14 protein-coding genes are annotated in these 15,180 nt (G+C 36.6%); 11 read left to right on the top strand and 3 right to left on the bottom strand.

The features are described from left to right. The 4 genes from ACE3RB_RS18505 to ACE3RB_RS18490 all read left to right on the top strand — a co-directional run. A partial coding sequence (locus ACE3RB_RS18505) for an OmpA family protein (protein ID WP_374465565.1) occupies positions 1-1,505 on the top strand: 1,505 nt, incomplete at its 5' end. Between the two features lie 94 nt (positions 1,506-1,599). Beyond that, on the top strand, positions 1,600-2,340 hold the full coding sequence (locus ACE3RB_RS18500; RefSeq protein WP_002983354.1) for a YebC/PmpR family DNA-binding transcriptional regulator: 741 nt from the start codon (positions 1,600-1,602) through the stop codon (positions 2,338-2,340). Positions 2,341-2,397: 57 nt separating this feature from the next. After that, a complete protein-coding gene (locus tag ACE3RB_RS18495; RefSeq protein ID WP_374465564.1) occupies positions 2,398-3,222 on the top strand; it encodes a UDP-2,3-diacylglucosamine diphosphatase in 825 nt (274 codons plus the stop codon). Next, positions 3,223-4,194 (top strand): glycosyltransferase family protein, encoded by a 972-nt coding sequence (locus ACE3RB_RS18490; RefSeq protein ID WP_374465563.1) that lies wholly within the window; start codon positions 3,223-3,225, stop codon positions 4,192-4,194. On the opposite strand, the gene ACE3RB_RS18485 is transcribed toward ACE3RB_RS18490, so the two are convergent. Together ACE3RB_RS18485 and ACE3RB_RS18480 are read right to left on the bottom strand one after the other, a co-directional pair. Then, a complete protein-coding gene (locus tag ACE3RB_RS18485) occupies positions 4,183-4,473 on the bottom strand; it encodes a GNAT family N-acetyltransferase (protein ID WP_374465562.1) in 291 nt (96 codons plus the stop codon). The genes ACE3RB_RS18490 and ACE3RB_RS18485 overlap by 12 nt on opposite strands. Positions 4,474-4,659: 186 nt before the next feature. Then, positions 4,660-5,409: an RDD family protein gene (locus tag ACE3RB_RS18480; RefSeq protein ID WP_374465561.1), complete on the bottom strand. Its 750-nt coding sequence runs from the start codon at positions 5,407-5,409 to the stop codon at positions 4,660-4,662. Between the two features lie 28 nt (positions 5,410-5,437). Between ACE3RB_RS18480 and ACE3RB_RS18475 the strand changes: the two genes are divergently transcribed. The 7 genes from ACE3RB_RS18475 to ACE3RB_RS18445 all read left to right on the top strand — a co-directional run bounded on the left by ACE3RB_RS18475 (position 5,438) and on the right by ACE3RB_RS18445 (position 12,276). Then, positions 5,438-6,421 carry a stage II sporulation protein M gene (locus ACE3RB_RS18475; RefSeq protein ID WP_374465560.1) on the top strand — a complete coding sequence of 328 codons (984 nt, stop codon included), beginning with the start codon at positions 5,438-5,440 and terminating at the stop codon, positions 6,419-6,421. Further along, the gene (locus ACE3RB_RS18470; RefSeq protein WP_233333580.1) at positions 6,405-7,367 is read left to right on the top strand and encodes a DUF4013 domain-containing protein; all 963 of its coding nucleotides are present in this window, start codon (positions 6,405-6,407) and stop codon (positions 7,365-7,367) included. The genes ACE3RB_RS18475 and ACE3RB_RS18470 overlap by 17 nt, the downstream gene beginning before the upstream one ends. Further along, positions 7,360-8,151: a DUF4129 domain-containing protein gene (locus tag ACE3RB_RS18465; protein ID WP_374465559.1), complete on the top strand. Its 792-nt coding sequence runs from the start codon at positions 7,360-7,362 to the stop codon at positions 8,149-8,151. The genes ACE3RB_RS18470 and ACE3RB_RS18465 overlap by 8 nt, the downstream gene beginning before the upstream one ends. 11 nt (positions 8,152-8,162) lie before the next feature. Further along, entirely contained in the window at positions 8,163-9,320 is a 1,158-nt protein-coding gene (locus tag ACE3RB_RS18460) for a DUF4350 domain-containing protein (protein ID WP_374465558.1), read from the top strand. Between the two features lie 87 nt (positions 9,321-9,407). Beyond that, positions 9,408-10,439, top strand: coding sequence for an AAA family ATPase (locus tag ACE3RB_RS18455; protein ID WP_374465557.1), 1,032 nt, complete (start codon positions 9,408-9,410; stop codon positions 10,437-10,439). 67 nt (positions 10,440-10,506) lie between these two features. Further along, positions 10,507-11,829, top strand: a complete 1,323-nt coding sequence (locus ACE3RB_RS18450; RefSeq protein WP_374465556.1) for a DUF58 domain-containing protein — start codon at positions 10,507-10,509, stop codon at positions 11,827-11,829. 27 nt (positions 11,830-11,856) lie between these two features. After that, the gene (locus ACE3RB_RS18445) at positions 11,857-12,276 is read left to right on the top strand and encodes an OsmC family protein (protein WP_002983375.1); all 420 of its coding nucleotides are present in this window, start codon (positions 11,857-11,859) and stop codon (positions 12,274-12,276) included. 77 nt (positions 12,277-12,353) lie between these two features. Here the strand turns inward: ACE3RB_RS18445 and ACE3RB_RS18440 are convergent, their stop codons facing one another. Beyond that, a complete protein-coding gene (locus ACE3RB_RS18440; RefSeq protein ID WP_374465555.1) occupies positions 12,354-14,969 on the bottom strand; it encodes a glucosidase in 2,616 nt (871 codons plus the stop codon). Positions 14,970-15,180 lie beyond the last annotated feature (211 nt).

The following is a 15,180-nucleotide window of genomic DNA, read 5'->3' as shown; positions in this document are numbered from 1 at the left end:
ATCTAAAATTAGGAATTTCAGCATTGGCGCTTACTGTTGCCTCTACTGTTTTCGCGCAGACTACCAACAATCCGTGGTTGATCGGAGTTGGTGCTCACGCTGAAAACCACGTAGCAGCAAGAAGTAACTTCAGTAATACGTTCTCTGCTAACAATTTGACAAAAAGTATGTTCAATGTGAACAACTTTTCTATTACACCTCCACTATCTAAGTTAACAGTTGCTAGAAACGTTGGTAAAGGTTTAGTAATTGACTGGCAAACTTCTGTTGGAAATGTTGAAAATAAAAGATTCAACATGGGGAAAGAATTTTTCCTAATGACAGGTCTTGGTTTCCAGGCTCACGCTGCAGGTCTTTTATGGAACGAAGAATCTTGGTTTGATCCATATTTAAGAGTTGGTGCTAACTACTTAAGACATGACTATACAGCTCTTACTTTCCCTAGAACATCTGTTGATGATAACGGTAACGCAATCGAAACTGTAACTAACGGTAAGGATGGTAACGAAAACGGTAAAGCTAACCACTTCACTGTAGCTACAGGTGCTGGTGCTAACTTCTGGGTAACTAAGAACTTCGGTCTTGGTGTTCAGGGAGATTATGTATCAACTCCAGGTGACAAATCTACTGTTGCTAACTTCTGGCAAGCTTCTGCTTCCATCTTATTTAGATTCGGAAACAGAGATAGAGATAAGGATGGTATCCTAGATAAAGATGACCTTTGTCCAGATACTCCAGGTTTACCAGAATTCCAAGGATGTCCTGATACTGACGGTGACGGAGTTCCAGATAAAGACGATCAATGTCCAGAAGTGGCTGGTCCAGTTGAAAACAACGGATGCCCTTGGCCAGATACTGACGGTGACGGTGTAATCGACAAAGATGATGCTTGTCCTACAGTAGCAGGTCCTGCTGAAAACAACGGTTGTCCTTGGCCAGATACAGACGGTGACGGTATCCTAGATAAAGATGATGCTTGTCCTACTGTTCCAGGTCTTCCTGAATACAACGGATGTCCTAAACCAAAAGAAGTAACAGCTACTGATGTTGAGAAAAACCTTAAGAGCGTATACTTCGATTTCAACAAAGCTACAATCAAGCCTGAATCTAAAGGAGCTTTAGATACAGCTGCTGAAATCATTAAGAAAGATGGAGGTAGATTCCTATTAGTTGGTGAAACTGACAAAAAAGGAAGTGATGCTTACAACTTGAAATTATCTAAAGAAAGAGCTGCTTCTGTAGTTGCTGCTTTAGATGCGAGAGGTGTAGATACTAATGTATTGAAATCAATCGGTATTGGAGAGCAAAACGCTAAAGTTGCAGAATCTGCATCTGACGCTGAAAGACAATCTGATAGAAAAGTAACTGTTAGATACATTGGTGATGACAGTGAGTGGAACAAATATCAGAAATCTGATGTTGTAGCTCCAGCGAAAAAAGCTACTAAAAAGGCTACTAAAAAAGCTCCAGCTAAGAAAAAAGCTGCTGCTAAAAAGAAAAAATAATTAATTTTTCTAAATAATGAATACCTCCAATTTTTTGGAGGTATTTTTTTTTTGTTGACTTTTAAGTAATTTTGCTGTAAATTAAAAAATTAAAATGGGAAGAGCATTTGAATATAGAAAAGCTTCTAAAATGGCCAGATGGGATAAAATGGCCAAAACATTCTCTAAAATAGGAAAAGATATTGCACTGGCTGTAAAGGCTGGGGGACCTGATCCGGAATCCAATCCGGCATTGAGAAGATGCATCCAGAATGCAAAAGGTGCCAATATGCCTAAGGATAACGTAGAAAGAGCAATTAAGAAAGCAAGTGGGGCAGACGCAGAAAACTATGAAGAAATCACTTATGAAGGTTACGGACAAGGAGGTGTTGCTTTTTTTGTAGAATGTACCACAAATAACACAACAAGAACTGTAGCGAACGTAAGAGCAGTTTTCAATAAGTTTGATGGTAACCTTGGAAAAAATGGTGAGCTGGCATTTATCTTCGATAGAAAAGGAATTTTCACAATCGATCTTGCACAGATCAAAATGGATTGGGATGATTTTGAAATGGAAATGATTGACGGAGGTGCAGAAGATGTAGAAAAAGATGAAGAAGAAGTAATGATTACAACAGCTTTTGAAGATTTCGGTTCTCTGTCTCACAAACTGGATGAACTTGGGATTGAAGCAAAAAGCGCAGAATTACAAAGAATTCCAAACAATACAAAAGAAGTGAACGCAGAACAGTTCAAAGCGAATATGAAAATGCTTGAGCGTTTCGAAGAGGATGATGATGTGCAAAACGTTTACCACAACATGGAAATCACTGAAGAGCTGATGAACTCTTTATAAAAAATAATATAGCATTCATATATAGTTAACTTTCAATTAGTTTCTTTGTATAAAACTATGAAAAGAAACGTTGAATTAGTTGTTATATCGGATGTTCATTTGGGAACTTATGGATGTAAGGCTAAAGAACTGTTGAGATACCTCAATTCTATACAACCTAAAACTTTAGTTTTAAACGGTGATATTATTGATATCTGGCAGTTTAAAAAGTCTTACTTCCCTAAACCTCATTTGAATGTAATCAGGAAGATACTTTCATTCGCTACCAAAAACACAGATATCTATTACATTACAGGCAATCATGATGAAATGTTCCGTAAGTTCACAGATTTTGAACTGGGAAAGCTTAAAGTCTGTAACAAAATCTGTCTGAATATTGATCAGAAAAAAACCTGGATTTTTCACGGTGATGTTTTCGATGCATCAGTCCAGCATTCAAAGTGGATTGCCAAACTTGGCGGAAAAGGCTACGATCTGTTAATTATTATCAATAATGTTGTAAATTGGTTCCTGGAGAAGATGGGGAAGGAGAAGTACTCATTTTCTAAAAAGATCAAGAACAATGTGAAAAAAGCAGTAAAATACATCGGCGATTTTGAGCTCACAGCTTCTGAACTGGCTATTGATAATCATTATGACTATGTTGTTTGCGGACATATTCACCAGCCGCAGATCCGGGAAGTTGTTACTAAAAAAGGCTCATGTACTTATCTGAATTCAGGTGACTGGATTGAAAATCTCTCTGCTTTGGAATATCATGATAAAGAATGGAAGATTTTTTATTATGACGAGCATAAACATTTGCTGAAAGATAATGAAGCAGAAGAAATTCCTGAAATGGATAATTCTGCACTTTTAAAAATTGTAACGAATTTCTCTTAGATGAAGATTTTATATGCATTCCAGGGTACGGGAAACGGGCATGTAGCCAGAGCGCAGGAAATAATTCCTCTTCTTAAAAAATATGCATCGGTTGATACCTTGATCAGTGGGCACCAATCGCAGTTAAAAGCTGATTTTGACATTAATTTCCAATACAGAGGTATTTCCCTTCTTTATAATAAAACAGGCGGTTTATCCTATCGGAAAACATTTACAGAGAATAAATTTATTGAAGCTGCTAAAACAATCAGGGAATTAGAGCTTTCACAATATGATTTAATCATCAATGATTATGAACCTTTAACTGGGTGGGCTTCCAGGCTGAAAAAGCTTCCTATGATAGAACTCAGTCATCAGGCTTCCATGAGTTTTCCGGAAACACCAAAACCAAAGAAAAAAGATTTTCTGGGAGAAATGATTTTAAAATATTATGTTCCCAGTGAAAGGAAAATAGGTTTTCATTTTGAGAATTACCATTCTCAGATCAAAAAGCCTGTAATCAGAAGAAAAATCAGAAATCTGAATCCTTATAAACAGGGATATTATCTAGTCTATCTTCCGAGTTTTGCGGACGAAAATATCATTAAAGTTTTAAGAAAAATTCCTGTAGAATGGAAAGTCTTTTCAAAATACAGCACAGTACAGGTTAAGGTGAAAAATGTGGAAGTATTTCCAATAGATGAAATGCAGTATCTGAAATATTTTGAAGGCTGTGACGGAATTTTGTGTAATGCAGGTTTCGAGACTCCTGCAGAAGCATTGTTTATGGATAAAAAATTGTTTGTAATTCCCATTCATAATCAATATGAACAGGAATGTAATGCATGTGCCTTAGACCAAATGGGAATCCCCAATTCCAAGGTTTTAGATCTTCACGAAATTATGGAATGGGTAGCATCTGATCATCATCTTAAAGTGGATTATCCTGATGATATTGAAGATATCCTGGTCAATGAAGTTTTAATTCTTTAAAAATATATCATCCACATCATTCATTCTCATCATCACAGATCTGGCATAGGAACAATGCGGGTATACTTTCCAATTGTTTTCTCTGGCAAATCTGATAGCTTCTTCCACTAAAAATTTTCCCATTCCCCTGCCTTCGAATTCCGGATGTACCAATACAAAAGAGATAATCAGTTTGTGGTCTTCAGGGAAAATAGTATAGGTAAGTCTGCCGACTTCTTTTATTTCATTATTTAAAGTAAGAACTCCGCCGTTTCCGGATTTATTGTTTTCAAATTTCATGATTCTGAACTTTCTGAATAAATATACAAAAATTGAACCGACCTTTGCATAAGCAATAAGCAATAAGCAATAAGCAATAAGCGATAAGCGATAAGCGATAAGCAATAAGCGATAAGCTCTGCTGTGAATTTTCAACATTTTTCAATTGACCATTCACCTGCGAAGCAAAATTGACCGTTGACTGAATTAATTGTCTTTCCCTGTATAGTAGTTGTAATCTTTGATGATTACGTTGATAAACTGCCTTTCCGTCATTTTTGTAGGATCTATTTCCAGCTTCAGAATACTTTTGATTTTATCAGACAGTTTGCTGATAATCTGGCGGTCATCTGCTTTCAATGCTTTGGTGTAATTATCTTTAATGATTCTCATATCATTATCATTCAGGGCGATCACCTGTGGGAAGGAAGGGATGTAATCTTCGTGGATATTTTCTAAAATGGTATGAGAGATATTAATGTTGTTTTTTAGAGAAATAACAGCTGTTCCGGAAGCAATGTCACCTAAACGCTGATTATTTTTAGAAACAATCATGGAGATAAGTCCTACTACTCCTGCAAAGGAAACGTCAACAATTCTGAATATCCATCGGATCATGTAATCCGCAAAACTTGCCTGATAACCGTCAATCTTCACGACTTTGATTTTCATGAGTTTTTTGCCAGGAGTCTGGCCTTCCATCAGGCTTTCCAGGACAAGAGGATAAATGTAGATAGGAAATGTAAGAATAAGATATACAGCTCTTACGGACCACTCATCAAGGCCATCTAATAAATATCCCAGATCAAAAATGCTGAAGAACAGATACAGGATGATCATTACATAAGCAATCCTGATCAGAAGATCAATAATGAAGGCGAGCATCCTTTCTCCTACACCTGCAATATTAAAATTAATATTTACATTTTGTGAGGTATTTATCGCGATTTGAGACATATTTTTTATTATTTTAGCCTTAACAATTATGAGAGAAGTTTATTTCATTAAACAAAATAAAGAAAAATGGTTGGGAATAGAACAGGTTATTCAAGGGAAAATTAAAAAAAATCCTGATGACCTGTCTTCGCTGTACATAAACCTGATCAATGATCTTTCTTTTGCCCAGACCTATTATCCCAAAAGTAACACAACAGTTTACCTGAACCATCTGTCTGCCCAGATTTTTCAGAAGATTTATAAAACCAAAAGGGTAGAGGAGAACAGGCTGGTTTACTTTTTCAAAACTGAAGTTCCGCTGCTGATATACCATTACCGGAGATATCTTATGTATGCCTTTCTCTTTTTTATTTTATTTACTTTGATTGGTGTCCTTTCTGCAGTTTATGATAAAAACTTTGTCAATATCATTCTGGGCGAAGGATATGTGAATGAAACCATTGAAAATATTAAGAGTAATAATGCTGTAGGGGTTTATCAGAATGGAAGTACCTGGGGAAGTACCATCGGGATTATATTTAATAATATTCAGGTAGGTGCAAAATTATATATTTACGGAATTGCGGGTGGAGTAGGAACGTTGTATGCGCTGCTCTCAAACAGTGTCATGCTGGGAGCTTTTCAATACTTTTTCTACGATTATGGAGCACTGAAAGACAGTGCAAGAGGAATATGGCTTCACGGGGTTTTTGAGATTTTTGCCATGGTGGTGGAAGCCATGTGCGGATTGATTCTGGGAGCTTCTATCTTATTTCCGAGAACCTTTTCAAGGTTTAATTCTTTTAAAAAAGGATTTAAAGATTCATTTAAAATATTTTTAAGTACGGTTCCTTTCACTATCTGTGCAGGAATTATAGAAGGATATGTCACCAGACACGCATTGAAGATGCCTTTAATTTTGAACCTTATCATTATTTTTGGCTCACTGGCAATTATTGGATATTACTATTTTGTCTATCCGTCTGTTGTTTACAAAAAAACTAATAAACTGATCAATGATACAATTTTATAAAAAAAGAGATTTTGGAACTTTTATAAGTGATAGCTTCAACTTTTTCAAATTATACGGAAAGAATTACTTTAAAAACTACATCCTGATCAATGGGTTGCTTTTGATCTTAATGGTCACTGTTGTGATTTTCGGATATAAAGAACTTTTTTCCCAGATATTCGGATCCAATCTGGGCGGTGAGACCTATTATTTTGAACAGTATTTTTCAGAAAATTCCGGAATGCTGATTACGGTCGGATTACTGACTTTCCTTCTTTTCATGGTTTTAATGATCGTGAATTACCTGTATCCGGTTTTTTATTTAAAGAGAATTGCACAGGGAGCAGAAAAGATAAAAACGGATGAAATTCTGAGTGATTTTAAAAACAATGCAGGGAGAATAGCTAAATTATGCCTTGGAATGATCTTTATCGTCACACCGGCCATTTTATTTGTGTTAGGCTTTTCTTATATCCTCATTTTTATTATTATCGGATTTTTTTTGATACTGCTTCTTTATCCCACGATATTTAATTTCACTACATTTCTGATGTATGATTACTTTAATTCGGACAGAGGCTTTTGGGGAAGCTTAAGCTATGCTTTAAGATCGCAGTTTTCTTACCCGAATGGCAGTGAAAAATCTCCTTACTGGAAATATTGGGGAGCTGCATTTGTCATGTTCATTATTATTTACATGATCACGTCAATTTTTACATTCATTCCGATAATGTTTTTTTACGGATCTCTTCTTACCACTACACCGGATGGAAACTTTGAACAGAATCCTTTTACAGGAACTGCAGGCATCTTGTTTTTTGTATTCTATGGAATTTCAATGCTGCTTTCGTTTTTCCTTTCAAACCTGATGTATGTCAATGCGGGATTAATGTATTATGACAGCAGAACAGATCTGCATCAGAAAGTAGAACTTGCGGAAATAGACACTATCGGGATCAATGAATAGAATTCTTTTTTTCTTACTGCTTTTCTTCTCTTCTGGGCTGGTTCATGCACAGGACGATACTCCTGTTTCTGATGATCTGGCAGATTCATTATATACAACAGGGCATTACAGAAATATGCTGCGTGCAGACTCTGTATTGATGAAAAATCCGGTATCGGAGAATAAGGTTTATCCGAAAACTTTTAAAGAAAATATTCCCTCCAGATATAAAGGAAATGAGTTCGATTATTCGGTGTCAAAACCAAGAGAATCTTTCTTTCAAAAGCTGATGAGAAAAATCAACCAGATTATACAGGGGATTTTTGGTGAAACAGCTATGACTAAGTCTGCAGAATTCACCACTGTTCTCATCCGCCTTTTTGCCATTATTCTGGTAGGTTTCCTGCTGTATTTCATCATTAAATACATCATGGGAAAGGACGGGAATTTTATTTTCGGTAAAAAGAATAAAAAACTGGATATCAATGTGCAGGAACTTCATGAGAATATCCACGAGATCAATTTTCCTGAAAGTATTGCCCAATTTGAGCTGTCTGGAGATTACCGTTCCGCAATACGTTATCAGTTCCTGTTTATTCTTAAAAAACTGAGTGACAAAAAACTGATCAGCTGGAATCCTGAAAAGACAAATAAGGATTATTCCGCAGAGTTAAAAACACCCCATCTGAAAAACGATTTTTCAAACCTGTCTTATATCTTTGATTATGTCTGGTATGGCGAATTCAACATTGAAGAAGAGAACTATCAGAAATTTAAAAACCAATATCAGGCATTTAAACCATAACAACAGTAACCATGAATAAAACTTTCAAAACATATGCTGCAATTTTCATCATTGTGATGATTATTTTAGCATTGCTTGAAGTTAACAAAAAAGAAACCACAGACTGGCGGAAGAATTTTGATATCAATGAAAAGTCACCGTTCGGACTGTTTGTTTTTAATAATGAAGCCAAATATCTTTTTAAGAACAATCTGAAAAAGGTGGAGCAGGCGCCTTATGAATATTACAGCCAGCATAAAAAAGATGCTCACAACATTATTGTTATTGAAAACAACCTTGACGGTGAATCGTGGAAAAAAATCCTGACCCAGGTATCCGAAGGTTCGGATGCCTTTCTGATGGTAACCCGAATGCCGAAAGAAGTTTCAGACAGTATCGGATATTATGATTCAGAAATCTCTTTTGAAGAGGAAAACGTTCTGAAACTTACGGATAAAAAATTTCAGAATGATTTCATCAGATTAGATAAATTTCCATCAGGAAGAGGATTTTCATTCATTAAACCCAGAGTGGAAGTATTTGGAAAAACGGTAGAGAGAAAGAATACAGATCAGGCCAACTTTATTAAGGTGAAGTTTGGGAAAGGCTATATTTATGCTCATACAGAACCGCTTTTTCTGACCAATTATTATCTGCTGAAACCTGGAAATACAAAATATGCACAGGATGTATTCTCCTATCTTCCGGATAGGGAAACTCTTTGGTTCGTTTCAAATAAAAGCTCAACATCACGTTTCTTTATGCGGTTTGTATTGTCAAATCCGGCTTTAAAATATGCATGGTGGGTGTTTTTAGGAGGGCTTGTGCTTTTTATTTTCTTTAATGCCAAAAGAAAACAGAGAATAGTACCTGTAACGGAGCCATTGAGAAATACTTCCCTGGATTTTGTAAAAAGCATTGGAAATCTTTATCTTCAGGAAGGTGATTTTCATGATATGATGGCGAAAAAAGCCCAGTATTTTCTGAATAAAGTAAGAATGGATCTGCTGATTGATACTCAGCATCTGGATGAGGAATTTGCTAAAAAATTACAGCTGAAAACCGGGAAAACCATGGAGATGATCAATGAGGCAATAATGCTTATTAAAAAAGCTCAGGATCCTTATGCCAGCGTAATGAAGGAAGATCTTACAAGGATTAATAAGCTTCTTGATGAAATACTTAGATAATATAACAAAATAATAATATGCCGAGATAGCAGTTTCCCAATAATTGTTATATTGATACATTGCTAGATTGGTAAATAAAAACTTATTATGGAAAACTTTGATAACCCCAATATAGAAAACCAAGGCTCTATAGACCTTAATAAACAGGAAGAGCAGTTCCAGTCGAGAATTGATATGATTGAACTTCGCGCAAGCTTGGAGAAAGTAAAATCTGAGATCGGAAAAGTAATTGTAGGACAGGAAAAGATGATTGAACATCTTTTGGCTGCTTTACTTTCAAACGGACACGTTCTGATTGAAGGTGTTCCCGGAGTAGCTAAAACGATTACAGCAAAATTATTGGCTAAGACCATCGATGTTGGCTTCAGCAGAATCCAGTTTACGCCGGACCTCATGCCTTCTGATATCCTGGGAACATCTGTATTTAATGTAAAAAACTCGGAGTTTGAATTTAAAAAAGGACCTGTCTTTTCTAACTTTATCCTGATTGATGAAATCAACAGATCGCCGGCAAAAACCCAGTCAGCATTATTTGAGGTGATGGAAGAAAGACAGATCACAATGGATGGTACGCGCTATACAATGGAAGAACCTTTTCTGGTGATAGCAACACAAAACCCCATTGAGCATGAAGGAACATACCGTCTTCCGGAAGCTCAGCTGGACCGTTTTCTGTTCAAAATTAATGTAGGCTACCCTAATCTCGAGCAGGAAATCGCCATCATTAAAAATCAGCACGAAAGTAAAAAAGAAGATAAAACAGAAGGTATACACCGTGTTATCACGGCTGAACAATTAAAAAATTACCAGCATCTGGTAAAAGAAATCATTGTGGAAGCCCAGCTGATGGAATATATTGCTAAAATTATCATTAACACCAGAGAAAACCAGTTTTTATATCTTGGAGCTTCTCCGAGAGCTTCCCTGGCGCTTCTTACGGCTTCAAAAGCATTTGCAGCCATTAGAGGAAGAGATTTTGTAACTCCTGAAGATATTAAAGAATCATGCTACGCTGTTCTGAGACACAGAGTAATTGTATCTCCTGAAAGAGAAATGGAAGGTCTTACAGCAGATGAAATTATCAGTCAGATTTTAGAAGGAATAGAAATACCGAGATAGGTTAGTAGAGGGAAGTGGATAGGTAGTAATACCTGATCCCTTTGTCCTGAATCCTAATCCCTAAATAATGAAAAACTTATACATCAATACCCGTTTCTTTTTTACGCTCATTGGAGTGGGGATACTGTATGTTCTGGCATTTTTCTTTCCGGTGCTGATGTGGGTAGCCCATGTTACACTGTTGATTTGCTTTCTGGCGGCAATGGTAGATTTTTTGCTGCTTTTTAATCAAAAGAATGCCTTGCAGGCACAGAGAATTTTGCCTGAAAAACTGTCCAACGGAGATGAAAATTTTGTAAAGATTGATATTAAAAATAATTACAGCTTTACTATAAGTACCAAAATAATTGATGAAATCCCGTTCCAGTTTCAGAAAAGAGATTTCCTGATCAAAAAACAGATCGCTTCCGGAGCCAATACTTTTTTTCAATATTCATTAGAGCCTAAGGAAAGGGGAGAGTATCATTTCGGAGGTCTGAATGTCTATGCATCATCGCCTTTGGGATTCGTTTCAAAAAGATTTATTTTCCAGAAGGATGCTATGCTGCCTTCTTATCCGTCCTTTATCCATCTCAGAAAATATGAACTAATGGCTATTCAGAGTGAATTTTTATTAGGAGGAATCAAGAGAGTGAGAAAGCTGGGACATACCATGGAGTTTGAGCAGATCAAAGAATATGTGCCTGGAGATGATATCAGAACGATCAACTGGAAAGCCACCTCGAAAACAAGCCGCCTGATGGTCAACCAATTTCAGGATGAAAAATCACAGCGTATCTTTATGCTGATTGATAAAGGAAGAACGATGAAAATGCCTTTCAACGGATTAAGCCTGCTGGATTATTCCATTAATGCAACCATGGCATTGTCTCATATTATTTTGAGAAAAGGAGACAGAGCCGGAATGATGACATTTTCCAAGAAAGCTGAAAATAAAATTGCTGCCGATAATAAGTCCGGACAGCTGAAAAAAATCTCTGAAGCCCTTTATAATATCAAAACAGATTTCTTCGAAAGTGATTTCAACCGTTTGTATCAGGATGTAAAATATTCCATCAACCAAAGAAGTTTAATTCTGCTTTTTACCAATTTTGAGACGTTAGATGGATTGAACCGCCAGTTGAAATATCTCCGCGGAATTGCTAAAAACCATTTGCTGGTCGTTGTTTTCTTTAAAAATTCTGAACTGCAGACCCTGATCAACAAAAATCCGGAAAATATGCAGGAAATCTATGACGAAATCATAGCTGAAAAATTTGAGTTTGAAAAGAAACTGATCATCCAGGAACTCCGTAAATATGGAATCTATACCGTTTATACACTTCCGGAAAATTTGAATATCGATGTTATCAATAAATATCTGGAGATAAAAGCGAGGGGAATTTTATAACTTTGCAGAAGCAATAAGCAATACATAATGAAAATTACACTTAACAGAATAAACGACGATTTTTTATTTGAATGTACCAATGCTCAGGGAAATTCTATTCTTTTGGATAATACTTCCCAGCCGGGAGCAAAAGGAGTTTCCCCAATGGAAAGTGTACTGATGGCAGTAGCAGGATGCAGCGGAATTGATGTAGTTTCTATTTTAAAGAAGCAGCGCCAGGAGATCAAAAGTTTTCAGGCAGAGGTAGAAGGAGAAAGAGTACAGGTAGAAGATGCAAAACCTTTTAAATCCATTAATGTTAAATTCCTTTTGGAAGGGGAAATTGATCCTAAAAAAGCTTTAAAGGCTGCAGAACTTTCTTTTGAAAAATACTGTTCAGTATCAAAAACATTGGAACCGAATGTAGAAATCGGGTACGAAGTCTATGTGAACGGAGAAAAAATATAATTTCTTACTTAAAAATAGAAAAGCCGGATGATTCATCCGGCTTTTTTATTACTCATTACTGATTATTTATTACTCATCTAGAAGGTAAGTCTTGGTTTTATCAGTTTTGCTACAGTGGCAGTCCATCCTGTTTGGTGGGAAGCTCCAACGCCCCGGCCGTTATCTCCATGGAAATATTCAAAGAATGTAATATAATCTCTGAAATGTTCATCGTAATTGAATTTTGGATTATCTCCATTGAATGCTCTTTTTCCATCCTCATCCTTTAAAAATATAGAGCAAAGTCTTTTGCTGATGTTTTGAGCTACTTCATCAAGATTTCTCTTGTCACCACTACCTGTTGGAAGCTCTACCTTCAGACTGTTTCCATAATAATAATGGAATCGCTGCAGACTTTCAACAATCAGGAAGTTGATAGGGAACCAGATGGGGCCACGCCAGTTACTGTTTCCGCCAAACATACGGCTGTCGCTTTCTGCCGGGGTGTAGTACACCATATTTTCAGTTCCATGCACAGAAAATACAAACGGATTTTCTTCGTATACCTTAGACATGGCGCGGATTCCGTAAGTACTTAAAAATTCTTTTTCGTCAAGCATTCTGGTCAGAACTTTTGTCAGTCTGTTTTTGCGGAGAATACTCATAAGGTGTTTTCTCCCGTGTCCTTCTTCATCCCAGTGAGAAACAAGCTTGGTAAGCTCCGGCTTATTTTTTAAAATCCATTCCATTCTGCTTCTGAAATTCGGCATCTTTTCCAGTAGACGGTGGTCTACAATCTCAACAGCAAACATGGGGATCAAGCCTACAATACTTCTTAATCTTAAAGAAACACTGTCTCCGTTTCCTAGCTGCAATACATCATAAAAAAATCCGTCTTCCTCATTCCACAGGCCTTTCGTTCCTTCACCCAGGTTTTCCATAGCTTCAGCGATGTAAAGATAATGTTCAAAAAATTTGATTGCCATATCTTCATACACCTGGTAATACTGGGCAAGTTCCATCGCAATACGCATCATATTCAATGCATACATAGCCATCCAGCTGGTTCCGTCTGCCTGTTCAAGATGCTGACCGTCTTTCAAAACCATATTGCGGTCAAAAGCTCCGATATTATCTAAACCAAGGAAACCTCCTCCAAAAATATTTTTCCCATTTTTATCCTTTCGGTTCACCCACCATGTAAAATTAAGCAGCAGCTTCTGGAAAACTTTTTCTAAGAATAATAAATCCGGTTTTCCGTTGTTCTTTTCATCTATCTTAAAAACACGGAAGCATGCCCATGCATGCACAGGCGGATTCACGTCACTCATATTCCACTCATAAGCGGGAAGCTGTCCGTTAGGGTGCATGTACCATTCTTTCGTAAGTAATAACAGCTGCCCTTTGGCAAACTCTGCATCAATGATGGAAAAAGGAACGCAGTGAAATGCCAGATCCCATGTGGCATACCATGGATATTCCCATTTATCAGGCATGGAAATAATATCTTTATTATGAAGATGATTCCATTCCGTATTTCTTACATATTCACTGAAGTTTCTTGGCGCCTCAAAGTTCGGATCACCTTTCAGCCATTTCCCGATATTATAATGATAGAACTGTTTGTTCCAGAGAAGTCCGGCAAATGCCTGTCTCTGAACATTTCTTTCATCTTCATTCACGGTATCACTCTGAATTTCCTGATAAAACTCTTCAGCTTCAGCCTTTCGGGTATTGAAAATTTCATCAAATTTTTCAAAAGGTTCATCGTTTTCTTCAGGACATAATCTGAATTCAAAAACTTTTGATTCACCTGCAGCTATAACTTCATCTATGAGAAAAGAAGCTTTGGTTCCTTTTTTTTCAGGATTTACAGTATCTCCCCCGTGAATTATAAAATCATTGATTCCGTCTTTAAAATAAGTATTCTCTGTTTTGGGAGTGCCATACAGCTTTGGAGTATTTGTTTCGTTTTCGCAGAATACACTTTGTGCATTTGTATTTCTAGAATACAGCTTTTTGATTGAAATACTGTCGTGGCCAATGGTAATACTTCCGTCTTGGGAAGCACTCAGCTCTGCCTTGTAGGTATTATATCCCCATTTCCAGTTGTTTCTGAACCAGGCAGTAGGGGCTACCACAATAGGAGCTTCATGCTGGCTTCGGTTGCAGACTGTCACTCTGGCCAGAATATCATTGTGATCAGCCTTACAGTATTCAATGAAAATATCGAAATACTCATCATTATCAAAAATCCCGGTATCGAAAAGCTCATATTCCGGTTCCTTTTTGCTGCGTCTTCCGTTTTCCGTAAGGATATCATCATAAGGAAACTCGTTGATCGGGTATTTATACACCATTTTCATATAGCTATGGGTAGGTGTATTATCCAGATAATAAAAGATTTCTTTAATGTCTTCTCCATGATTTCCCTGAGGATTGCTCAATCCGAAGAACCTTTCTTTTACCATTTTATCCTTTTTGTTCCAGAATGAAAAAGCAAAACATAAAAGCTGCTTTACATCAGAAATTCCGGCAATACCTTCTTCGCCCCAGCGGTAGGCATAGCTTTCTGCATTATTATGATTGGTAAAATTCCAGGCATTCCCGTTCGGGCTATAATCTTCGCGTACATTTCCCCACTGCCGGTTGCTTACATAAGGTCCCCAGTTTTTCCATTTGGTATCTTGTAATCTTTCTTTTTCGGCGGTCATATGTCATCATTTTTCCACACGAAGTTAGTTTTTTTGAGAAGTAATTCCAATTTTTTTCATCTGAATAATTATTAATATGGCCTTGAAATGCTTGTATTTAAGGGCTTTTTTAAATATTAAAATAATTTTTTTTTGAAATTAAAAGAAAAGAACTACCTTTGCACCATTCGTTCATTCAAATATTGAAAATGTTATCAAGAAAGGTTGAGGG

Source organism: Chryseobacterium sp., assembly GCF_041914225.1.
Lineage (GTDB): Bacteria > Bacteroidota > Bacteroidia > Flavobacteriales > Weeksellaceae > Chryseobacterium.
Note: the sequence above shows the minus strand (reverse complement) of the source record. Positions and strands in the feature narration are given on the sequence as shown.

What these genes read in the sequence shown, in the direction of transcription:
- ACE3RB_RS18450 (WP_374465556.1), top strand. Translation starts at nt 10,507, where the DNA reads ATGAAAAACTTATACATCAATACCCGTTTCTTTTTTACGCTCATTGGA.
- ACE3RB_RS18455 (WP_374465557.1), top strand. Translation starts at nt 9,408, where the DNA reads ATGGAAAACTTTGATAACCCCAATATAGAAAACCAAGGCTCTATAGAC.
- ACE3RB_RS18495 (WP_374465564.1), top strand. Translation starts at nt 2,398, where the DNA reads ATGAAAAGAAACGTTGAATTAGTTGTTATATCGGATGTTCATTTGGGA.
- ACE3RB_RS18485 (WP_374465562.1), bottom strand. Translation starts at nt 4,473, where the DNA reads ATGAAATTTGAAAACAATAAATCCGGAAACGGCGGAGTTCTTACTTTA.
- ACE3RB_RS18480 (WP_374465561.1), bottom strand. Translation starts at nt 5,409, where the DNA reads ATGTCTCAAATCGCGATAAATACCTCACAAAATGTAAATATTAATTTT.
- ACE3RB_RS18475 (WP_374465560.1), top strand. Translation starts at nt 5,438, where the DNA reads ATGAGAGAAGTTTATTTCATTAAACAAAATAAAGAAAAATGGTTGGGA.
- ACE3RB_RS18460 (WP_374465558.1), top strand. Translation starts at nt 8,163, where the DNA reads ATGAATAAAACTTTCAAAACATATGCTGCAATTTTCATCATTGTGATG.
- ACE3RB_RS18445 (WP_002983375.1), top strand. Translation starts at nt 11,857, where the DNA reads ATGAAAATTACACTTAACAGAATAAACGACGATTTTTTATTTGAATGT.
- ACE3RB_RS18490 (WP_374465563.1), top strand. Translation starts at nt 3,223, where the DNA reads ATGAAGATTTTATATGCATTCCAGGGTACGGGAAACGGGCATGTAGCC.
- ACE3RB_RS18465 (WP_374465559.1), top strand. Translation starts at nt 7,360, where the DNA reads ATGAATAGAATTCTTTTTTTCTTACTGCTTTTCTTCTCTTCTGGGCTG.
- ACE3RB_RS18500 (WP_002983354.1), top strand. Translation starts at nt 1,600, where the DNA reads ATGGGAAGAGCATTTGAATATAGAAAAGCTTCTAAAATGGCCAGATGG.
- ACE3RB_RS18440 (WP_374465555.1), bottom strand. Translation starts at nt 14,969, where the DNA reads ATGACCGCCGAAAAAGAAAGATTACAAGATACCAAATGGAAAAACTGG.
- ACE3RB_RS18470 (WP_233333580.1), top strand. Translation starts at nt 6,405, where the DNA reads ATGATACAATTTTATAAAAAAAGAGATTTTGGAACTTTTATAAGTGAT.